Source organism: Escherichia sp. E2586 (assembly GCF_005781105.1).
Taxonomy (GTDB): domain Bacteria; phylum Pseudomonadota; class Gammaproteobacteria; order Enterobacterales; family Enterobacteriaceae; genus Escherichia.
In genome coordinates, this window is the sequence record NZ_VATN01000022.1 from 188,738 (window position 1) to 210,430 (window position 21,693).

The window sequence follows — 21,693 nt, forward strand, 5'->3', positions numbered from 1 at the left end:
GTGCACGTTCTGTAGTGATGCAGAGTGGGCGCACCATTTTTCTTCACAGGGGCCTGTATGTCACTGATACCCACTGATGAACAGTCTGCCATTATCCACTGGCAGGGGCAGACGCTGGTTGTGAACGCCTTTGCCGGTACAGGAAAGGCCAGTACCCTGGTTCAGTATGCACTGGCAAACCCCGACAGCAGGATGCTGTATCTGGTTTATAACCGTTCTGTACGCGATGAGGCTGAGCGTAAATTTCCGTTTAATGTGGAGTGCAAAACCTCTCACCAACTGGCCTGGTCGCGCTTCGGCAGACATTACCGGAATCGTCTGGTTGCCAGCCTGCGTATTACGGATGTGGCCAGAAAGCTGAACACCCGTCACTGGCTGCTGGTTCATCTGGCACTCAGCAGTCTGAATCAGTTCCTGTGCAGTGCAGACAAGGAATCGGGGCTGCAACATCTGCCGGATGAGGATGCCCGGGCCGGCACGGATGTCTCAGCCATTCTGCAGGCAGTACAGGTGCTCTGGCATGAGATGAGTCGCCCTGATGGCACATTTCCCGTCACGCATGATACCTGCCTGAAGCTGTTCCAGTTGTCATCCCCGGACCTGTCCCGACGCTGGGACACCATTCTGTTTGATGAGGCACAGGGCGCCAATCCAGTGACGTCTGCACTGGTGCTCTGTCAGTCCTGCAGGGTGATTCTGGTGGGCGATCGTTACCAGCAAATTTACCGTTTTCGTGGTGCCGATAATGCGCTTTCTCATCCTGCCCTGAACGATGCAGACCGTCTTTGGCTGACGCAGAGCTTCCGTTTTGGCCCTTCAGTGGCTCGGATGGCGAATCTGCTTTTGCAGCGTGCTGGTGAGACACGGCTGGTGACCAGCAGCGGTGGGGAAGATGAAATATTGATGAGCTGTATCGGCGCGGATAAATCGGAAGGGCACCAGGCGGTACTGAGCCGGGCGGTGGCAGGTGTTATATGCACGGCACTGATGGCCAGCCTGAGTGGCAGGAATGTGTACAGGATGGGAGGTATTGAAGGCTACCGGACAGAGGCACGGGAGGACCTGTACTGGTTTTCTGTTGAGATGCCGGAAAAAATGCAGTCTGATGTTCTGCGGCGGGATTACCGCGATTTTGATGCATACTGCCGGATAGCCAAATCCACCTGGGATGTGGAGCTGAATCAGGCCATTCGCCTGCTGGATATCTGTTTTCCGTTACCGTTGAAACTGAAGCTTATACGGGAGCACACCGTCACTAGTGAGAAGGAGGCGGATATTACCGTGTCAATGACCCACCGCAGTAAGGGACTGGAGTGGCCGGTGGTGAAACGATTCCGTATACAGGCAGGAGGATGAAAATGCTTAATCGCCTGAAAAAACTGCTTCTCGGTAACAGCAATATCAGTGGTACTGAGACAGCCGCCCCAGAAAACGCACGTCAATCGGAACACCTGCCGGAAGGGTTTTATATGCCCCGGACTGCGGAGGAGCTGATGTCCACACCGCGCAGGAAATACTGTCTGAAACAGTTGTGGGAAAACAGCAGTATGCCACCTGACGTGTATCAGCAGTTATGTCTTACTCCGGTACAAAAACTCCTGATGGCGGCGCAGAATGTTCCCGCAGCCAGAAACTCCCGGTGGGCAGATGCCGGCGGTTTTGGTGACCTGACGCTGCAGTTCACCACATATGCCGTTCGTCTGGCCAGAGGGTATATGTTCCCACCGGGTGCCACACCGGAAGAGCAGGCTGCACAGTCCGGTGTATGGAATGCGGTGGTATTCTGGTCAGCCCTGTTTTATCACCTGCCACTTCTTGCACACATTGAGGGTGAACTGGTCAGCGGAAAGTTATGGCAGCCGGGGATGTCATCACCGGATGAGGCATTTCGTTTTCGCTACAGACAGCAACGTCTGCAGGACACAGGGGCGCAGCAACTGGCAGCGCTGATGGCCGGGCAACTGTTACAGGAGGGGGCGATAGCATGGCTAGCCACTGTGCCAGGGGCATTACAGAATCTGGCGGGAGCGCTCTGGCATCAGCATCCGGAGATGGCATTGATTCGTTCAGTCCTGAAAACAGCGGCAGAAGAGGTGGAGAGTCCGATTCTTGCGTCGCCAGTAACGGAACCCATAACGGCACCTTTGCCCTCAGAAACCACTGTGCAGTCTGAAGACAATGCGCCGGAAACGCCGACAGCTGCTACGGAGGTGGAAGGATTTGCTCTGCAGCCATCTGTTTCAGGAATCGATGAGGCAGAAGCGGAAGTACTGGATACGTTGCAGTCTGCAGCAGGAGCGGAGGAAAAAGCACCGAAGGAGCAGAGTGTCCATGATGAGACCGATATGCTGCTGAGTCTGTTTTCAGCCGTCAGTGATGACACTGAGCTCACGGAGGCTGATGTGGTGGAATCTATTGAAAATAAAGATACAGTTTCTGATGAAACAGATTGTGCAAACAGTGAACAGGCTGTCGCGGAAAGTGGACCTGCGCAAGACACTGGTATTTTGGATTCTGTTTTATGTGTCAGTGAGCCAGTTCAGGAGATAAAAAAGTCGCCTGAGCGTTCGCGGGGCTGGAACAATGCGGAAAGAGTCAGGCCTCTAGGCAATGGTGGTGAATTTATCGAATGGTTGAAACATGGGCTGAATTCGGGAGATATTCCGGTGAACCAGCCTGGTGCCAGGGTTCATCTAATTGCCGGATATGTATTTCTGTGTGTGCCGGATGTGTTTTACCTGTATCTGAAACAGACTGAGAGTAGTCATGAGCGCAGGTCTGTTCAGTCTGCATTTGAACGTGTGGGGCTTCACCGGGTTCGCTCGGGAGAGCGTTTTGTTCAGGCCCGGTTGTATGATTCGGCAGAACGAACAGGGCGTTATCAACCTGTCAGTGGCTATCTGGTAAAAAGCCACAATCTGTTCAGAGGGAATGAGAGCCCCGGAGATAGTCCGTTTATCGCATTTCCGTGACGGAATGCTGTAGAGAAGGAATGATTTGTTATGGAGCTTTTATGGGATCAAAGAAGGCCGGGAAACTGACTTGGGATGAACTGCTTGATGAGTATTTTTTCTCGAGAAACCTACGTCCAGATACGGAATGGAGTTACCGCAAGGTTGTCCGGGGATTTGTTGATTTTATGGGAGAGGAGGTATTTCCGGCGGATGTGACCCAGTTTGATATTCAGCGCTGGCGACGTCAGGTTCTGAAAACGCAGTTACTTTCAACATACACGTGGAATAACAAAGTAGCGCATCTCCGGGCGATTTTTGGTTTCGGGATCAAAAAAGGGCTGCTGCCTCATACAGAAAACCCGTTATGTGAGGCATCGGTGGCAAAGGAGGCGAAAAAGAAGAAGACGCTGAACAAAGATCAGATGATTCAGATTTATCTGGTTGTTCAGAAGTTTGCTGAGTATGAAACACAGCAGAGGGTGCCCTGCGATCGGCGACGTAATGCCCTGTATCCGGCAAGATACTGGCTGACGGTTCTGGATGTGTTGCGATATACCGGAATGCGTTTTAATCAACTGCAGCATATCAGACTGAAGGATGTTCGTCCCGGAGAAGGGGTGATTGAACTGCAACTGGAGGGAAGTAAAACACACCGGGAGTGGGGGGTGCCGATAGTGACGCCACTGAAAGCGCCCTTGGAACTTCTCCTGTCACGGGCCCGGTGTCTGGGAGCAGGTCCTGATGATTTTTTGTTTGATGTCTGCCGGTTTACAGACTGCATTGAGCCTGATAAGTATGAGTATTGCCCCGCACGTGCCCATCAGGCAGTCAAGGGATTTTTCAGACGACTGTCACGGGAGTGTGGTTTTCTTGTTTCTGCTCACCGTTTCAGGCACACATTGGCAACGGTTCTGATGGAATCACCCGAGCGGAACATGCATCTGGTTAAATCTTTACTGGGGCATCAGAGTATTGTAACGACTATGGAGTATGTGGATGTCAGTGTTGCATCTACAGCCGAAATACTGGAGGTTGCGCTGGGTCTGTATACCGATACACGAACGGTCAGTGAAGTTTGTAAAGAGGGAGAAAACAAGGAAGAAGAAACGGAAAATTAACGTAACTTGACAGGGAATTTTCTGGTTGTAAGAATATGCGGCAACGAGAGCAGGGTGCCTGCTGGAACAGACACCCTGTTTGAGGATGCGATTCTGAATTCAACCAGTGTAACCTAACTACGCTGATGGAGATTCCGTAATGACCGAATCCTGTATTAAACGCCCGTTAAGGATCTCATCCCTTAACCAACGTGCTTTGATGCGGTGGTGCCCGGACTCGGAATCGAACCAAGGACACGGGGATTTTCAATCCCCTGCTCTACCGACTGAGCTATCCGGGCAACGGGGCGCATTAAACCGTAATCTGCACATCTCGTCAACCTAATTTCAGTAAAAGCGATTCAACTGCTTAAGATTGCGGCAAATCGCTTCTTTTCTGTGTTTCTGTCAGGTCAGTGCGCCACCCTGGCGGCAGCGAGCGAAGCGCAGGATATCTTCCGCCAGCCGATGTGCGGTGTCGACATCCGCCTGGCTACGATTCACCAGCATTCGGCTTAAACAACCTTCCAGCACCAGTTCCATCTGCTTTGCTACCATCGCCGGATCGTCCACTTCCAGCGTGGTTAACAGTTCGTGGGTAAAGTCGTAGGCCGCGCTTTTTTGCTGATCGGCCAATTGATGAATAGGGTGGCCAGGATCGGGATAAAACGTACAGGCAGCGATAAACAGACAGCCCGGATAGCGGTTGTTTTTAACGCACTCCGATAGCGCCTGATAACGTGCCAGCAGCTTTTGTTCGGCGGTTTGCGTTTCGTCCAGCATCAGCTGACGACGCCAGACATCTATCTGTTGGCTAAGATAGCGCAGGGCATCGTAGAGGATCGCCTCTTTGTCTGGCCAGAAGCGGCGCAGCTCGTCCAGTGGATAATCCACACGTTCAGCAACCATCTCCAGCGTGGTGTTGGCAATCCCTTGTAATTCTAATAATTTCAGGGCTTCTCCCAGTACATCTTCACGTTGCACGCTATTTTCCTCCGTCTTTCCCACTGAAGTGTCGTTCACGGTTGGCGATCGCGCAAATGTGCGCTGAAGGTTTCAGCATCCATAAAGCCCGTGACGCGCGCTTGTGGATGCTCCTGGCCTTGTCCGTCAAAAAAGAGAATTGTCGGTAGGCCAAGGACATTTAGATGCTTTAACAGCGCCACATCTTGTGCGTCGTTGGCAGTGACGTTGGCCTGAAGTAAGACCGTGTCTGCTAACGCTTTTTGCACCTGCGGGTCGCTGAAGGTGTATTTCTCAAACTCTTTACAGGCGACGCACCAGTCGGCATAGAGATCTAACATCACCGGTTTGCCTTTGGCTTCAGCGAGTGCCTGATTTAACTCATCTACCGTTTTGATTTGTGTAAAGTTGAGATGCGCCTGAGTTTGCGCGGTATGCGTCGCGCCAAATGCCCAATCCTGGAGTGGGCGCACACTAACCAATGCTGCCGCCAGCAGGATAATTTGCACAATACGCATCCAGCCGCGTTTGGCCTGTAAGCTGGTGATAAAGGCCCAGCCAAAGAACGCGACACCAAGCGCCGACCACAAGCGTAATCCCCAGACATCACCAACTACTCGCTCCAGCAGGAAGACCGGCAGTGCGAGGATCACAAAACCAAATGCGGTTTTGACCTGTTCCATCCACGGACCGCTTTTCGGTAGCAGACGGTTGCCAAAGATGGTAATTAGCATCAGCGGCAGGCCCATGCCCAGCGCATAGAGATAAAGCGTGCCGCCGCCCAGCCACATGTTCCCGCTTTGGGCGATATACAGCAGAATCGCGCTAAGCGGTGCGGTGGTGCATGGTGAACAGATCAGTCCGGCAATCGCCCCCATAACAAACACACCGCCGGGCGAGCCACCTTGTTGGCGATTGCTCATTAGCGTGAGGCGCGTTTGCAGCGAAGAGGGGAGTTGCAGAGTAAACAAGCCAAACATTGACATCGCCAGCAAGGTAAAGACGATAGCGAGGCCAATGAGCACGTATGGGTGCTGTAGCGCCGCCTGGAACTGTAACCCTGCGGCGGCAACCACCAGACCCAGTGCCGTGTAAGTCAGCGCCATCCCCTGCACATAAATAAAGGTCAGCAACAATGCTCTGGCAGTGGAGAGCCGCTGTTTACCGCCCAGCACGATGCCAGAAATCAGTGGGTACATTGGCAGCACGCATGGCGTAAAGGCGATACCAATACCGATCAACAACGCCCAGAGCGCGGAAAAGGGCAATTGCGCGGTGGGCTGCTCTTGCTGCGGAACTGATGCAGACGGTGGCGTCGCGTTGTTAGTAACCACTTCGCTTAACGGAACGGTTTTGGTTTCTGGCGGATAACAAAAACCGGCGTCAGCACAGCCCTGGTAGGTGACAGTCAATGTCGCACCCGCACTTGCCTGGTTGATGGTCACAGGAAGCGTCAGCCGCTCGCGGTAAATCTCGCTTTTGCCGTAAAACTCATCTTCATGCCAGACGCCCTGGGGCAGCTGCACGTCGGCAATTTTCGCTTGTTCCGGCGTAATGCGGATCTGTTTACGGTAAAGATAGTAACCGTCTTTGATCTGCCAGCTCAGATTAAGCTCATGTTGGTTTTGCTGAAAATCAAAAGCAAAGGCTTGATCCGCGGGGACAAATTGTGAGCGTCCCGGCGCGTCGAATAATCCGGCAAAAACGGAAGTGCTGCAAAGTAGCAGGATCAGCGTAAAGATGCGTTGAGCCATGAGAGGTAATCTGTGTCTCCGTGTGTAACAGGTAAAACCAGAAGCTCCGGGGTTTGATACGGATGATGAGACTTCAGGCATTCCAGCAGTGCCTGCTGGTGAGATACGGTGGTTTTTAAAATCATCTGCACTTCGTATTCCTGTTCCAGTTTACCTTCCCAGTAATAGAGAGAGGTAGCGCCAGGAATCAAGGTTGCGCAGGCCGCCAGTTTTTCCGCCAACACTTTGGCGGCTAATTCCTGGGCCGTCGCTTCATCCGGCGCGGTGCACAACACCACGACGGACGCGGTATTCGAACTTTTTTCATCAAGCATAAACACCTCGCAAGAACAGATGGAACCGCAAGAGAGAGGTCACTATACAACGGACGGGGAAAGGATGTTAGTCGGCGGGAAAGAAAGCGGGGCGTGAACGCCCCGCGATTTGTCATTACAGCATGAAGCTACCCAGCACGAAGCCGAAGCAAACGGCCAGAGCAACACCCAGAGTACCTGGGATAAAGAACGGATGGTTGAAGACGAATTTACCGATACGAGTGGTACCCGTGTCATCCATCTGTACCGCAGCAACCAGCGTCGGGTAGGTCGGCAGAATGAACAGACCAGACACGGCTGCGAAAGAGGCTACAGCGGTCAGTGGAGAAACGTTCAGCGCCAGAGCCATCGGCATCAGTGCTTTTGCAGTTGCAGCCTGAGAGTACAGCAGAGCAGAAGCAAAGAAGAAGATAACAGCCAGTAGCCACGGATGGCCCTGAATAACTTCACCAGCGGTATCTTTGATCCAGTCGATGTTGTTGGAAACGAAAGTATCGCCCAGCCATGCAACACCCAGGATACAAATACAGGCGCTCATACCTGCTTTGAAGGTGCTGGAGTTGAGGATGTTGTCGGTGTCCACTTTACAAAGAACAGTGGTCAGGGTTGCAACGCTCAACATGATAATCAGGATCGCGTTAGTGGTGTTCATCAGCGGTTTTTCAACCAGGCCCATGCTCGGGCTGTTGATAATCGCATAGATAACCACGCCAACTACGCCCAGCAGGAACAGCCAGACGGATGCTTTCGCGCCTTGTTTGATTTCAATCTGTTTCTCACCGCGCAGTTCAACCAGACCTTCTTCCAGACGCTTGCGATAAATCGGATCGTCAGACAGTTTGGAGTTGAAAAGCATGGTTACCAGGAAGGACATCACCAGAACTGCCAGCAGGGTAGACGGGATGACCACAGAGAGCAGATGCAGGTAGCTGATGCCATGACCTTCCATCACGGAAGACATGTAAACCACCGCCGCAGAGATTGGCGATGCGGTGATTGCAATCTGCGCGGATACCACTGCAGTAGACAGCGGACGGCAAGGTTTAACGCCTTGTTCCTTCGCAACTTCAGCGATAACTGGCAGTGTCGCCAGAGAGATGTTGCCGGTACCAGCAAAGATGGTCAGGAAATAGGTTACGATCGGTGCAAGGATCGTGATGTATTTCGGGTTACGGCGCAGCAGCTTTTCTGTCTGGTGAACCAGATAGTCCAGACCGCCAGCAACCTGCATAGCAGAAATAGCAGCGATAACCGCCATGATAATGGAAATGACATCGAATGGGATGTTACCAGGCTTGACGCCGATAGCGGCAAGAACCAGCACCCCCAATCCACCTGCAAAACCAATACCAATTCCCCCTAATCTGGCGCCCAAGAAGATCGCCAGCAAAACGATGATGAGTTCTACAACTAGCATATTAGCCTTCCTTGTTTTTTAACAAGTTGATATCAGGTTGTTGTTTTTAAGTTACTACTCACAAGAAAAAAGGCACGTCGTCTGACGTGCCTCTTTTATTTGTACTACCCTGTACGATTACTGTTCGCTTTCATCAGTATAGCGTTTTGCTTTGTAAGCCGGATGCATCAGGTTCTGTACGGAGAAAATATCGTCTAGTTCTGCTTCAGTCAACAGACCGCGCTCCAGAACGACTTCACGTACGCTCTTGCCAGTTTCGGCACAGATTTTACCCACGATGTCACCGTTGTGGTGGCCGATGAATGGGTTCAGATAAGTGACGATACCGATAGAGTTGTAAACGTAACCTTCGCACACTTCTTTGTTAGCAGTGATGCCGTTAACGCATTTTTCCAGCAGGTTGTAGCAAGCGTTGGTCAGAATGTGAACGGATTCAAACATGGCCTGGCCAATGACCGGCTCCATAACGTTCAGCTGCAGCTGACCCGCTTCTGCTGCCATGGTAACAGTGATGTCGTTACCGATGACTTTGAAGCAAACCTGGTTAACCACTTCCGGAACAACTGGGTTTACTTTAGCTGGCATGATGGAAGAGCCCGCCTGCAGTTCCGGCAGGTTGATCTCGTTCAGGCCGGCACGTGGGCCAGAAGAGAGCAAGCGCAGGTCGTTACAGATTTTGGACATCTTCACAGCCATGCGTTTCAGCGCGCCATGAACCATAACGTAAGCGCCGCAGTCAGAGGTCGCTTCGATCAGGTCTTCAGCAGGTACGCATGGGAAGCCAGTGACTTCAGCCAGTTTTTTCACTGCCAGCGGAGAGTACTCTTTCGGCGTGTTCAGGCCAGTACCGATTGCAGTTGCGCCGAGGTTAACTTCCAGCAGCAGTTCAGCGGTACGTTCGATGTTTTTCACTTCTTCTTTCAGCAGGATGCTGAAAGCGCGGAATTCCTGACCGAGGGTCATCGGTACTGCGTCCTGCAGCTGGGTACGACCCATTTTCAGGATGTCCTGGAATTCGACAGCTTTACGTTCAAAGCCTTCACGCAGTTGGTTAATAGCATCTACCAGTTTAATCAGAGAAGAGTAAACTGCGATGCGGAAACCGGTCGGGTAGGCGTCGTTAGTGGACTGACATTTGTTAACGTGGTCGTTCGGGTTCAGATACTGATATTCACCTTTCTGGTGACCCATCAGTTCCAGACCGATATTGGCCAGCACTTCGTTGGTGTTCATGTTTACGGAAGTACCTGCGCCGCCCTGGTAGACGTCTACCGGGAACTGATCCATGCATTTTCCGTTGTTCAGGACTTCATCACATGCGGCAATGATTGCATTCGCTACACTTTTAGGAATGGTTTGCAGCTCTTTGTTTGCCATAGCTGCAGCTTTTTTAACCATTACCATACCGCGAACAAATTCAGGAATATCGCTGATTTTGTTGTTGCTGATATAGAAGTTTTCAATCGCTCTCAGAGTGTGAACACCATAGTAGGCATCAGCTGGAACTTCCCTGGTACCCAACAGATCTTCTTCGATACGAATGTTGTTTGACATGTGAACCTTCTTTTTCAAGCTGCCAATGATTTGCTTTAAACACACAGAATATATGTGGTTTCGAATGTTTTTCGACCGACGATTATCCCCTGCATCAGTCGAATACTCGGGATCATATGCTGCTTGAGGATTTCTACCGTAATCTGGATCACTTTAAGTGTTGGTTTTTACCCCTTAATTATTAATTTGTGAAATAGATCACCGCTTTGGGATTACTACCAAAAATAGTTGCGCAAACATCTTGAAATTTTGCTAATGACCACAATATAAGCTGAACGCGATTCGCAACCCATTCAGGCGACCTGATTTAACTGGTTGCTATTACAGGAGAAACCTTTGCGCTGGTTACCTTTTATTGCCGTTTTCCTTTATGTCTATATTGAGATTTCAATCTTTATTCAGGTTGCTCATGTCCTTGGGGTATTGCTGACCCTCGTGCTGGTTATATTCACCTCAATTATTGGTATGTCACTGGTACGTAATCAGGGCTTTAAGAATTTTGTGCTGATGCAACAAAAAATGGCGGCGGGAGAAAACCCAGCGGCGGAAATGATTAAAAGTGTTTCGTTGATCATTGCCGGTTTGCTGCTTTTATTACCGGGCTTTTTCACCGATTTCCTCGGTCTTCTACTTTTATTACCGCCAGTGCAAAAGCACCTGACGGTGAAGCTGATGCCGCATTTGCGCTTTTCCCGTATGCCGGGCGGTGGTTTTAGTGCCGGAACCGGTGGCGGTAATACTTTTGATGGTGAGTATCAGCGTAAGGATGATGACCGCGACCGCCTTGATCATAAAGACGATCGCCAGGATTAATGACGAAACGCCGGATTATGTGGTTATGCCATTTTCCGGCGTTTTTCGTTTTGGCAGAAATAGCCATAACCCCGCCAGCATGATCAGGGCATATAAACTTTTCCAGCCGACCATCGCCAGTAACAGAACACATAACAGCCCGCCAATTACCGCCAGTAGTCGATAACGTCCTTGCAATAATTTACAGCCTGCCAGCATGCATAACAGGTAAATCATAATAAAGATGCCATTGGCATAGATGATAAGTGCGTCCAGATTGATCTCTAACATATGGATCGCCAACGTGCTCACCACGCAACAGCCGAGCACGGCATTAAGGGCATTAGTCGGGATATGGCGAGAAGAGAGGCGTGCCAGGTAGTGGTCAGGATTGTGTTGCGCCTGCGACCAGACTAATCGGGCGAAGCTCTGTATATAAATGTTGAGACTGGCAAAGCAGGCCAGATAGCCGATCACGCAGGCAATCCACAATGCTCCTACACCGAACAGCTGCACCACAATTTTTGGAAGCGATGCTGCCGCCGCCATTTTTTCACCATAGGCGTCGAAGCGTAATACCACCACCGTACAGCTCCAATAGACTAATCCTGCCAGCAACAGACCAATCATCAGAGCGCGGGGAAAATCACGCTCTGGATTTTTAAATTCCGAGGCGAGATGGGCAAATGCCTCCAGACCGACAAAGCACCAGAACATCACCGATAACGCAGCAAACAACCCGGAAAGTTCGATATCACCAGGCGCAGGGAAGGGGATATTCGCAGGTTTGATATCGCCCGCCCACCAGATAGCGACAATCAGCGCGACGATAAGCCCGGCAATAACCGTTTGTAGATTAGCACTGGAACTGGCACCGCGAGTACCGATGTACCACACCAGCGCCAGCGTACCAAGTTCTGCCAACAACAGTTGCCAACTATGCCAGCCAAACATTGCCTGGCCAAAGCCGGCGGCAATTTGTAGTGCAGCGGGCAGGCCCACGGGAATGACCGATAAAAATAGCCAGCCAGTGACTCGCTCAAGCCGCGAGCCAAACGCCATACCAACGAAGTGCGCGACGCCGCCCGCGCTGGGATAGTGGCGTCCCAGCAGCGCAAAGACGATTGCAATCGGGAACACCAAGATAATCAAAACGGGCCAGGCCCACAGGCTGGTATTGCCCGCTAGCAGGGCGGCTAATGCGGGAACGGCAAACACACCCGTGCCTAATAATGAGGTTGATAACAGGCCGATCCCCTGGGCTAATCCCAGTTCTTGTTTGAGTCCACTCATGGGTTAATGTCCAATTGTGCCCAAATTTTGGGCAACTGCGCAGGATTTCGATGGTAGCACAATCAGATTCGCGTATGGCGGCGATGGAGAAATTGCGATGAAATGTGATGTGAATCAGGATTTTTACCCGATTTTGTACTGATCAGAATTTTTTTTCATTTGCCCCCTTGAAGGGGGAGAAGCCCATCCCCATTTCACTGGTCACCAGCCGGGAAACCACGTAAGGTCCGGCGTCACCCATAACAGATACGGACTTTCTCAAAGGAGAGTTATCAATGAATATTCGTCCATTGCATGATCGCGTGATCGTCAAGCGTAAAGAAGTTGAAACTAAATCTGCTGGCGGCATCGTTCTGACCGGCTCTGCAGCGGCTAAATCTACCCGTGGCGAAGTGCTGGCTGTTGGCAATGGCCGTATCCTTGAAAATGGCGAAGTGAAGCCGCTGGACGTGAAAGTTGGCGACATCGTAATTTTCAATGATGGCTACGGTGTGAAGTCTGAGAAGATCGACAATGAAGAAGTGTTGATCATGTCCGAAAGCGACATTCTGGCAATTGTTGAAGCGTAATCCGCGCACGACACTGAACATACGAATTTAAGGAATAAAGATAATGGCAGCTAAAGACGTAAAATTCGGTAACGACGCTCGTGTGAAAATGCTGCGCGGCGTAAACGTACTGGCAGATGCAGTGAAAGTTACCCTCGGTCCGAAAGGCCGTAACGTAGTTCTGGATAAATCTTTCGGTGCACCGACCATCACCAAAGATGGTGTTTCCGTTGCTCGTGAAATCGAACTGGAAGACAAGTTCGAAAACATGGGTGCGCAGATGGTGAAAGAAGTTGCCTCTAAAGCGAACGACACTGCAGGCGACGGTACCACCACCGCAACCGTACTGGCTCAGGCTATCATCACTGAAGGTCTGAAAGCTGTTGCTGCGGGCATGAACCCGATGGACCTGAAACGTGGTATCGACAAAGCCGTTACTGCTGCAGTTGAAGAACTGAAAGCGCTGTCCGTACCGTGCTCCGACTCTAAAGCGATTGCTCAGGTTGGTACTATCTCCGCTAACTCCGACGAAACCGTAGGTAAACTGATCGCTGAAGCGATGGACAAAGTCGGTAAAGAAGGCGTTATCACCGTTGAAGACGGTACTGGTCTGCAGGACGAACTGGACGTGGTTGAAGGTATGCAGTTCGACCGTGGCTACCTGTCTCCTTACTTCATCAACAAGCCGGAAACTGGCGCAGTAGAACTGGAAAGCCCGTTCATCCTGCTGGCTGACAAGAAAATCTCCAACATCCGCGAAATGCTGCCGGTTCTGGAAGCCGTTGCAAAAGCAGGCAAACCGCTGCTGATCATCGCTGAAGATGTTGAAGGCGAAGCGCTGGCAACTCTGGTTGTTAACACCATGCGTGGCATTGTGAAAGTCGCTGCGGTTAAAGCTCCGGGCTTCGGCGATCGCCGTAAAGCTATGCTGCAGGATATCGCAACCCTGACTGGCGGTACCGTAATCTCTGAAGAGATTGGTATGGAGCTGGAAAAAGCAACCCTGGAAGACCTGGGCCAGGCTAAACGTGTTGTGATCAACAAAGACACCACCACCATCATCGATGGCGTGGGTGAAGAAGCTGCGATTCAGGGCCGTGTTGCTCAGATCCGTCAGCAGATTGAAGAAGCAACTTCTGACTACGACCGTGAAAAACTGCAGGAGCGCGTAGCGAAACTGGCAGGCGGCGTTGCAGTTATCAAAGTTGGTGCTGCTACCGAAGTTGAAATGAAAGAGAAAAAAGCACGCGTTGAAGACGCCCTGCACGCGACCCGTGCTGCGGTAGAAGAAGGCGTGGTTGCTGGTGGTGGTGTTGCGCTGATCCGCGTAGCGTCTAAACTGGCTGACCTGCGTGGTCAGAACGAAGAGCAGAACGTGGGTATCAAAGTTGCACTGCGTGCAATGGAAGCTCCGCTGCGTCAGATCGTACTGAACTGCGGTGAAGAACCGTCTGTTGTTGCTAACACCGTTAAAGCTGGCGACGGCAACTACGGCTACAACGCAGCAACCGAAGAATACGGCAACATGATCGACATGGGTATCCTGGATCCAACCAAAGTAACTCGTTCTGCTCTGCAGTACGCAGCTTCTGTGGCTGGCCTGATGATCACCACTGAGTGCATGGTTACCGACCTGCCGAAAAACGATGCAGCTGACTTAGGCGCTGCTGGCGGTATGGGCGGCATGGGTGGCATGGGCGGCATGATGTAATTGCCCTGCACCTCGCAGAAATAAAGAAACCCCCGGGCAGAAATGTCTGGGGGTTTTTCTTTTGGTCATCTTTCTAGTATAAGATTCAGACACGGACGACGCGAGTTGCGTCCAGCTCATTGATTATGGGGAATAACATGCACGTAAAATACTTAGCAGGGATTGTCGGTGCCGCGCTACTGATGGCGGGTTGTAGCTCCAGCAACGAATTGAGCGCTGCCGGACAGAGCGTTCGCATCGTGGACGAGCAACCAGGTGCAGAGTGCCAGCTGATTGGTACTGCTACCGGTAAGCAAAGTAACTGGCTTTCCGGGCAACACGGTGAAGAGGGCGGTTCTATGCGTGGTGCGGCAAACGATCTGCGCAACCAGGCGGCAGCAATGGGCGGTAACGTGATTTATGGTATCAGCAGCCCGTCGCAGGGCATGTTGTCCAGCTTTGTCCCGACTGACAGCCAGATTATCGGTCAGGTATATAAGTGCCCGAACTGATGGGATCCTGAGGCTGGGTGACAAACGTATAATTGCCAGATGCGCTTCGCTTATCAGGCCCACATCAGGCATTGCAACTGATTGAATGCTCGAGAATTTGTAGGCCGGATAAGGCGTTTACGCCGCATCCGGCATGATCAACGATCACATTATCAGTCATTTCAGGCTGTATGGCTCCAGCCTCGCATTAGCAAAGATGGGATTATTTCGCCTGTGGTGCAGTTTTGCTGATGGATTGAACGCGTAGGTGATGCAGTGCGCGTAGGCATTGATCCTGGGTCAGTGGTTGGGCGTTATTGGCTGCCATAGTCCGAACGTAGACCTGACACGGCACACCCGCGAGTTTTTTCAGTCGAGGACTGAAATCAAGCATCCGGCGAGTGATAGCCTCCACTTCTTTACCCGCTGTTGCTTCACGCGTTTTTACTACTGCTCCGCTAAATTGCTCTTTGCCACCTTCATCTTTAAAGCGATAAAGTACGGCCAGATAATGACTAAACAGATTATGTTTCCATTCTGGTTGGGAATAGGTGTCGTATTCCAGATTGCCATTGTCCTGGCAGTCGACGTCATATAACGGCAGGAAATCTAACAACGATGTAATACGTAACGCCAGTTCACGCATTTCTGCATTATTAATTGCATGAATGATTGCTCGCGCCAGCATTTCAATCTGCAACTCATTGACCACTAATTCGCATTTGCTGCCATCATGTAGCGTTAATGCGAAATTAAGATTTTCGCCCTGATTATCGGTAAGTTCCAGCGCGTTAACCCGGCGATTAATATCGGCATTTTTAAGCTCATCAACCAGAATTTCCGGGATATTTTCTGCCATTTTCTTAATGACTTTATCGCGAGCTTGCTCATACAGAAGGCGTGCATCAGCATCCAGTTTATGCTTTTGATGCAGACGACTTTCCAGCGCAATCAGAAGGTCGCGCAGTTCCATCACAGACATGAAGAACAACGATTCTTTATTGCGAGGCTCTTTAATTTTCAGCGCCAGTGCAATGAAATTATTACTCTTGCGAATAACACCGGTATTAACACCCTTGATGCTTATGGCCATGTAGGTTCTCCCTAACCATTTCTCAATTAAATAATTAATTTTAATTTATAAGCCAGATAAATGGGCTTGGTAGTAATAGTTGTTAAAATAACATAAATAGCCGTGCTCACTCTATATAAACAGAAAAGAAAGGTTAATTATTGGTGTTGGCTATATAAAGAGTAAAAATAGCAATGTATATGAATAATTAAAGGTTATGCAACGGGCAAAGATTAAACTTCCCTGTAAAATGACAGGTCGCTGTACTGCGTTTGTTGCTCTTGCCGGATGCGGCGTAAACGCCTTATCCGGCCTATAGTTCATTGAAAATTCATTCAATTTCAATGCACGATGTAGGCCTGATAAGCGTAGCGCATCAGGCAATTTTAATGTTTAACTTCCCTGTTTAATCAGTTACTGCTGGCGTAGCTGGAGATCCAGCGGCGTTTTGCTGGGTTCGCCACCAATCTCGCGCGCCAGTTTTGGCACCAGATATCCCGATACTAACGTCAGCAACTCACGCATAATCTGCCGCGCTTCATCATCGCTCACCATGAAATGCGCCGCGCCCTGCACTTTATCGAGCACATGCAGGTAATAGGGCATCACACCGGCGTCAAACAGTGCATTACTCAGATTTGCCAGCGTTTGCGCGTTATCGTTCACGCCACGTAACAGAACGCTTTGGTTAAGCAGGGTGACGCCGACACGGCGCAATTTAGCCATCGCCTGACGAAACGTTTCATCTACCTCATTGGCATGGTTGATGTGATTCACCAGCAAGATTTGCAGCGTAGAACGGGCAAAGCGTTCAACCAGCGCCTCGGTGATGCGTGCCGGGATCACAATCGGCAGACGGCTGTGAATCCGCAGACGTTTGATATGTGGGATGGCTTCCAGTTGCGTTAATAACCAGTCCAGTTCGTGATCTTTCGCCATCAGCGGATCGCCGCCGGAGAAAATAATCTCGTCCAGTTCCGGATGCGCAGCAACATACTCAAGTGCCGTCTTCCAGTTTCGCTTGTTGCCCTGATTTTCGGCATACGGGAAGTGGCGACGGAAGCAATAGCGGCAATTTACCGCGCAGCCGCCTTTGACCAGCAATAGCGCCCGGTTGTGGTATTTATGCAACAAACCAGGCACTACGCTGTGCTGTTCTTCCAGCGGGTCGGTGGAGAATCCGGGCGCGACGACAAACTCATCTTGCGAGGTAAGTACCTGACGCAAAAGTGGATCGTTTGGATTGCCTTTCTCCATGCGATCGATAAATGAGCGGGGCACGCGCAGGGCAAACAGCTTTTTGGCGCTGCGTCCGGCCAACAGTTTTTCGTCCGCGTCTATATTCAAAAGACGCAGAAGTTCATCAGGATCGGTCACAACATCGGCAAGTTGCGCTAACCAATCTTCTCTGGATGGGGTATTTAGGGTTACAATATGCGCCATTTTGTGGCTTAGCTACCAATTAATAAATTTCAGAGGGCCTTATGGCAACGTACTATAGCAACGATTTTCGTGCTGGTCTTAAAATCATGTTAGATGGCGAACCTTACGCGGTTGAAGCCAGTGAATTCGTGAAACCGGGTAAAGGTCAGGCATTCGCTCGCGTTAAACTGCGCCGTCTGCTGACTGGCACTCGCGTAGAAAAAACCTTCAAATCTACCGATTCCGCTGAAGGCGCTGATGTTGTCGATATGAACCTGACTTACCTGTACAACGACGGTGAGTTCTGGCACTTCATGAACAACGAAACTTTCGAGCAGCTGTCTGCTGATGCAAAAGCAATTGGCGACAACGCTAAATGGCTGCTGGATCAGGCAGAGTGCATCGTAACTCTGTGGAATGGTCAGCCGATCTCCGTTACTCCGCCGAACTTCGTTGAACTGGAAATCGTTGATACCGATCCGGGTCTGAAAGGTGATACCGCAGGTACTGGTGGCAAACCGGCTACCCTGTCTACTGGCGCTGTGGTTAAAGTTCCGCTGTTTGTACAGATCGGCGAAGTCATTAAAGTGGATACCCGCTCTGGTGAATACGTATCTCGCGTGAAGTAATGCGGTTGTGGTGCGGCCTGTGGGCTGCACCATCACTTTCTCAGGTCAGAGATGATGAAACGCCTTATCCTTCTTGTTTTGCTTGCCAGTGCGCTGCTCACGGGCTGTAACACCGCTCGCGGTTTTGGTGAAGACATTAAACATCTCGGTAATTCCATCTCCCGCGCAGCCAGCTAATTTTTCTTCTCTTCCTAAAAATCATCAGATTTCCGTCATTTTCGGTGGTGTTGTCTATTATTAATTTGCTATAGGCAAACACAAATAACATTACCTAAAAGGAAGACATTATGGTGAAGAAGACAATTGCAGCGATCTTTTCTGTTCTGGTGCTTTCAACAGTATTGACTGCCTGCAACACCACGCGTGGCGTTGGTGAAGATATCTCCGACGGCGGTAACGCGATTTCTGGCGCAGCAACGAAAGCGCAGCAATAAGCAATAACGGTACGGCAGTTTTGTCGTGCCGTTGATACTGATGACAAAGGCAAAATTGCCTGATGCGCTACGCTTATCAGACCTACATATCCCATGCAATATATTGAATTTGCACGATTTTGTAGGCTGGGTAAGGCATTAACGCCGCATCTGGCATAAACAACTGACACTTTGTCAACAATCTGTAACGGTACGACAAGTTTGTCGTACCGTTTATTTTTTCAGCGATAGTCACTAAGGTAATAGTTGAAATTCCCCTGCCACCTGGCAAAATATCCGTTCAACCATCAGCTTTGCAGGACGACCTGCAAACGCTTCTTTTCACCGGGGACGGCCCCATTTCTCCGGAGTTTTATATGTCCTGGATTATTTTATTTATTGCTGGGTTGCTGGAAGTCGTCTGGGCTGTTGGCCTGAAATATACCCACGGCTTTAGTCGTTTGACGCCAAGTGTTATTACCGTGACGGCAATGATTGTCAGTATGGCGCTGCTCGCCTGGGCGATGAAGTCATTACCTGTAGGGACGGCTTATGCTGTCTGGACGGGGATTGGCGCAGTCGGCGCGGCTATCACCGGCATTGTGCTGCTCGGCGAGTCCGCTAACCCGATGCGCCTGGCAAGTCTGGCGTTAATTGTGGTGGGAATTATTGGTCTGAAGCTCAGTACTCACTAACTACCGGGCTGCTGTACCCAAATAAACTTACTAACATCAAACCCTTCCCGGGTTGCGACTGCCAGCATCTCCTGTTTAACTTCGTCAGAAATGGTTGGTGTGCGAGAGAGTATCCACAGGTAGTCGCGGTCCGGGCCGCAAACCAGCGCGTGGCGGTACTCCCGGTCGAGCGCGATGACATTATAACCGCCGTAGAATGGCCCAAAGAACGACACTTTCAGGGCTGCGCGACGCGGATCTCCAGTAAAGTAGGCTTTTCCTTCACTCTGCTGCCACATCTCTCTGTCTGGGTTATAGCCTTTATTAATGACATTCAGGCCGCCGTCATCCCGCAGGCTGTACGTCGCGGTCACTTTCTCCAGCCCGCGTTCAAAGCGGTGATCAAAACGGGCAATCTCATACCATGTACCCAGATAGCGTTTGGTATCGAAATTATTTACCACGGTCACGCCACGCGGTGGTGTGGGAGAACTACAGGCAACCACCAGAAATGCAGCCGTCGCTGCGGCAACGAGAGGGAGCAGGCGCATAAATGTTTCCTTACTGGTTTTTTCTAAGTGTAGATGACAGCAAGGAAATGCGAAGAAAAGGTCCGAAAATTCGGACCCGATGAAATTTTACTGCAGAGCGTTGAAAATCTGCCAGGCGGCGGTAACTCTCGCTGGATTGGGATAATTTTTGTTAGCCAGCATCACAATACCCAGCTCTTTTTCTGGGATAAACGCGACATAGCTACCAAATCCGCCGGTCGCACCTGTTTTATGCACCCATGATGACCGCACAGCAGGAGCAGGGGGCGTAATCGCTTTTACTGGGCTTGTCGCCAGCGCAATTTTACTGTCGCTGCCATTGATGATGCTGTCAGGATTTACCGGCCAGTCCAGCATTTCCCAGCCCAGGCCCTGATACATATCGCCGGTTTGCCAGTAGCGAGATTGCGCCAGTTGTATCCCTTGCTGAAGTGTTTTGTCGTTGATATCACGGGGATTCATATTGCTTCGTACCCAGCGGGCCATATCTTCAATCGTCGATTTTACACCGTAAGCCTCAGCATCCAGCGCCCCTGACGAAACATGCACTGCCTTGCCTTCGCGATATCCCCAGGCGTAATTCTTTTCTTCCGCTGATGGCACATTAATCCACGTATGGGTGAGTTTGAGTGGCTGGAAAACACGAGTTTGCATCGCCTGCTCAAAACTCAAACCGGATGGCTTCACAGCCAGTGCGCCGAACAAACCGATACTGGAGTTTGCATACAGACGTTGTGTTCCTGGCGCCCATGCAGGCTGCCAGTTTTGATAGAAGCGCAGCAAGTCGCTTGAGGATTTCACCTCATCCGGCACCTGTAACGGCAGGCCGCCAGCGGTGTAGGTTGCGAGATGTAATAGCGTGATCCCATTCCACTGTTTAGCGGTAAGTTCAGGCCAGTATTTTGTGACGGGATCGTTTAGATTGATTTCCCCTCGAGCAATAGCGTCACCACCAAGCACGCCCGTAAATGTTTTACTGACCGAGCCTAACTCAAACAACGTTTGCTGCGTGACGGGCCGCTTTTTTGCCACATCCGCGTAGCCCCAGGTAAAGTAATAAGGCTTACCCTGATAAATCACTGCAACGGCCATGCCGGGGATGTTTTGTTGCTCAACAAGTGGGGTAATTGTGTGATGCACAATATCGTTGATTTGTTGTTCGCTATGGGGCGCGGCAAGAGTGGAGCAAGAGACGGTAATCAGTAAGGCGCAAAGCGTCGTTTTGAGCATAAGGTCTGGTTTCCATACAAAACGGCCCGCCATAGGCGGGCCGGATTTACATTGGCGATACGTTAGATTGTAACGATACCAATCAGCGTGACAACTGTCAGGATAGCAGCCAGACCGTAGAAAACCCATTTGCCCGCAGGCACGTGAATTTTCAGATCGTGCATCGCGTGGTGCATACGGTGTAAACCACACCACAGCGGCAGGACGATCATCAGGAACAGGAATACGCGACCAATGAAGCTTTGCGCGAACGCCAGAACGCGTTCGTAGCTCAGTGCGTCACCCGGGAACAGACCCAGCGGCAACAGAATGCCAACCAGCAGGATCACTACCGGCGCAATGATCGCACTCCACATACCACCGGCCCCGAAGAGGCCCCAGAATACCGGTTCGTCAGAACGCTTTGGATTTGGATTAATCATCTCAGGCTCCTTACCAGTACAGGGCAACAAACAGGATTACGATGGTGGCAACCACGGTTACCGCCCAGAGACTTTTGATAATTGGCTCTGGTCCCATTTTTTCGTCTTTTACAATGATATTGGCCGCTTTCGGTGCCAGTTCAAACCAGGTTTTGGTGTGCAGCAGGGCTGCCGCCAGAGTAATCAGGTTAATGATCACGATAACCGGGTTTTGTAAAAAGTCGACGAATCCCGCCCAGGTTTCCGGGCCATTTTTCAGGGCAAACAGCCCGAAAATCAGTTCAATGCTGAACCACACAGCCGGAACCGCTGTGCCTTCGCGCAGCATGTAAAAGCGATAAAACGGCAATTTTTTCCACCAGGTGGACGTCATTGGCCGTACATACGGTTTACGTTTAGTCGTCATGTTGCAC

General features: G+C 50.8%; 23 protein-coding genes and 1 tRNA gene. 11 read left to right on the top strand and 13 right to left on the bottom strand.

Features of this window, described 5'->3' with window-relative positions; all coding sequences use genetic code 11:
* Positions 1–57: 57 nt before the first annotated feature.
* The 3 genes from FEK50_RS20250 to FEK50_RS20260 are packed head-to-tail and all read left to right on the top strand — an operon-like array spanning position 58 to position 4,072.
* The gene (locus tag FEK50_RS20250) at positions 58–1,356 is read left to right on the top strand and encodes a UvrD-helicase domain-containing protein (RefSeq protein WP_138211676.1); all 1,299 of its coding nucleotides are present in this window, start codon (positions 58–60) and stop codon (positions 1,354–1,356) included.
* Between the two features lie 2 nt (positions 1,357–1,358).
* Positions 1,359–2,972: a TraI domain-containing protein gene (locus FEK50_RS20255; protein WP_135524465.1), complete on the top strand. Its 1,614-nt coding sequence runs from the start codon at positions 1,359–1,361 to the stop codon at positions 2,970–2,972.
* A gap of 41 nt (positions 2,973–3,013) precedes the next feature.
* The gene (locus FEK50_RS20260) at positions 3,014–4,072 is read left to right on the top strand and encodes a site-specific integrase (RefSeq protein ID WP_135524466.1); all 1,059 of its coding nucleotides are present in this window, start codon (positions 3,014–3,016) and stop codon (positions 4,070–4,072) included.
* 205 nt (positions 4,073–4,277) lie between these two features.
* Here FEK50_RS20260 and FEK50_RS20265 read toward each other — a convergent pair.
* The 6 genes from FEK50_RS20265 to aspA form a co-directional block, all read right to left on the bottom strand.
* A tRNA-Phe gene (locus FEK50_RS20265) sits at positions 4,278–4,353 on the bottom strand.
* A 106-nt stretch (positions 4,354–4,459) separates the two neighbouring features.
* Positions 4,460–5,035: a transcriptional regulator gene (locus FEK50_RS20270; protein WP_001188520.1), complete on the bottom strand. Its 576-nt coding sequence runs from the start codon at positions 5,033–5,035 to the stop codon at positions 4,460–4,462.
* Positions 5,036–5,070: 35 nt separating this feature from the next.
* A complete protein-coding gene (dsbD, locus tag FEK50_RS20275) occupies positions 5,071–6,768 on the bottom strand; it encodes a protein-disulfide reductase DsbD (RefSeq protein WP_131161349.1) in 1,698 nt (565 codons plus the stop codon).
* On the bottom strand, positions 6,744–7,082 hold the full coding sequence (cutA, locus tag FEK50_RS20280; protein ID WP_064525746.1) for a divalent cation tolerance protein CutA: 339 nt from the start codon (positions 7,080–7,082) through the stop codon (positions 6,744–6,746). The genes dsbD and cutA overlap by 25 nt, the downstream gene beginning before the upstream one ends.
* 115 nt (positions 7,083–7,197) lie before the next feature.
* The gene (gene dcuA, locus FEK50_RS20285) at positions 7,198–8,499 is read right to left on the bottom strand and encodes an anaerobic C4-dicarboxylate transporter DcuA (protein ID WP_131161348.1); all 1,302 of its coding nucleotides are present in this window, start codon (positions 8,497–8,499) and stop codon (positions 7,198–7,200) included.
* A 117-nt stretch (positions 8,500–8,616) separates the two neighbouring features.
* A complete protein-coding gene (aspA, locus tag FEK50_RS20290) occupies positions 8,617–10,053 on the bottom strand; it encodes an aspartate ammonia-lyase (RefSeq protein ID WP_130205949.1) in 1,437 nt (478 codons plus the stop codon).
* A 336-nt stretch (positions 10,054–10,389) separates the two neighbouring features.
* Here aspA and FEK50_RS20295 point away from each other — a divergent pair, with 336 nt between their 5' ends.
* Positions 10,390–10,866 carry an FxsA family protein gene (locus FEK50_RS20295; protein ID WP_130258490.1) on the top strand — a complete coding sequence of 159 codons (477 nt, stop codon included), beginning with the start codon at positions 10,390–10,392 and terminating at the stop codon, positions 10,864–10,866.
* Between the two features lie 15 nt (positions 10,867–10,881).
* Here the strand turns inward: FEK50_RS20295 and yjeH are convergent, their stop codons facing one another.
* Positions 10,882–12,138: an L-methionine/branched-chain amino acid transporter gene (gene yjeH / locus FEK50_RS20300; RefSeq protein WP_131161347.1), complete on the bottom strand. Its 1,257-nt coding sequence runs from the start codon at positions 12,136–12,138 to the stop codon at positions 10,882–10,884.
* A 275-nt stretch (positions 12,139–12,413) separates the two neighbouring features.
* Here yjeH and FEK50_RS20305 point away from each other — a divergent pair, with 275 nt between their 5' ends.
* The 3 genes from FEK50_RS20305 (at position 12,414) to FEK50_RS20315 (ending at position 14,888) form a co-directional block, all read left to right on the top strand.
* Positions 12,414–12,707, top strand: coding sequence for a co-chaperone GroES (locus FEK50_RS20305; protein ID WP_001026276.1), 294 nt, complete (start codon positions 12,414–12,416; stop codon positions 12,705–12,707).
* 43 nt (positions 12,708–12,750) lie between these two features.
* Positions 12,751–14,397 (top strand): chaperonin GroEL, encoded by a 1,647-nt coding sequence (groL, locus tag FEK50_RS20310; protein WP_000729132.1) that lies wholly within the window; start codon positions 12,751–12,753, stop codon positions 14,395–14,397.
* 137 nt (positions 14,398–14,534) lie between these two features.
* Complete coding sequence (locus tag FEK50_RS20315; RefSeq protein WP_000558209.1) at positions 14,535–14,888, top strand: DUF4156 domain-containing protein; 354 nt, start codon at positions 14,535–14,537, stop codon at positions 14,886–14,888.
* Between the two features lie 202 nt (positions 14,889–15,090).
* Here FEK50_RS20315 and FEK50_RS20320 read toward each other — a convergent pair whose 3' ends face one another.
* Both FEK50_RS20320 and epmB read right to left on the bottom strand, forming a co-directional pair.
* Positions 15,091–15,960 (bottom strand): YjeJ family protein, encoded by an 870-nt coding sequence (locus FEK50_RS20320; protein WP_130205955.1) that lies wholly within the window; start codon positions 15,958–15,960, stop codon positions 15,091–15,093.
* Positions 15,961–16,353: 393 nt separating this feature from the next.
* Positions 16,354–17,382: an EF-P beta-lysylation protein EpmB gene (gene epmB / locus FEK50_RS20325; protein ID WP_130205957.1), complete on the bottom strand. Its 1,029-nt coding sequence runs from the start codon at positions 17,380–17,382 to the stop codon at positions 16,354–16,356.
* A 41-nt stretch (positions 17,383–17,423) separates the two neighbouring features.
* On the opposite strand from epmB, the gene efp reads away from it, so the two are divergent.
* The 4 genes from efp to sugE all read left to right on the top strand — a co-directional run bounded on the left by efp (position 17,424) and on the right by sugE (position 19,098).
* Entirely contained in the window at positions 17,424–17,990 is a 567-nt protein-coding gene (efp, locus tag FEK50_RS20330; protein WP_000257278.1) for an elongation factor P, read from the top strand.
* Between the two features lie 51 nt (positions 17,991–18,041).
* A complete protein-coding gene (gene ecnA, locus FEK50_RS20335) occupies positions 18,042–18,167 on the top strand; it encodes a lipoprotein antitoxin entericidin A (RefSeq protein WP_064525758.1) in 126 nt (41 codons plus the stop codon).
* 110 nt (positions 18,168–18,277) lie between these two features.
* A complete protein-coding gene (gene ecnB / locus FEK50_RS20340; protein WP_000239596.1) occupies positions 18,278–18,424 on the top strand; it encodes a lipoprotein toxin entericidin B in 147 nt (48 codons plus the stop codon).
* A 356-nt stretch (positions 18,425–18,780) separates the two neighbouring features.
* Complete coding sequence (gene sugE / locus FEK50_RS20345) at positions 18,781–19,098, top strand: quaternary ammonium compound efflux SMR transporter SugE (RefSeq protein WP_130205961.1); 318 nt, start codon at positions 18,781–18,783, stop codon at positions 19,096–19,098.
* Here the strand turns inward: sugE and blc are convergent.
* The 4 genes from blc to frdC form a co-directional block, all read right to left on the bottom strand.
* Entirely contained in the window at positions 19,095–19,628 is a 534-nt protein-coding gene (blc, locus tag FEK50_RS20350; RefSeq protein WP_130205963.1) for a lipocalin Blc, read from the bottom strand. The two genes, sugE and blc, sit on opposite strands and share 4 nt — an antisense overlap.
* Positions 19,629–19,715: 87 nt before the next feature.
* Complete coding sequence (locus FEK50_RS20355; protein ID WP_131161346.1) at positions 19,716–20,858, bottom strand: BlaEC family class C beta-lactamase; 1,143 nt, start codon at positions 20,856–20,858, stop codon at positions 19,716–19,718.
* A 62-nt stretch (positions 20,859–20,920) separates the two neighbouring features.
* On the bottom strand, positions 20,921–21,280 hold the full coding sequence (gene frdD, locus FEK50_RS20360) for a fumarate reductase subunit FrdD (protein WP_130205967.1): 360 nt from the start codon (positions 21,278–21,280) through the stop codon (positions 20,921–20,923).
* A 10-nt stretch (positions 21,281–21,290) separates the two neighbouring features.
* A complete protein-coding gene (gene frdC, locus FEK50_RS20365) occupies positions 21,291–21,686 on the bottom strand; it encodes a fumarate reductase subunit FrdC (protein ID WP_001568431.1) in 396 nt (131 codons plus the stop codon).
* Positions 21,687–21,693 lie beyond the last annotated feature (7 nt).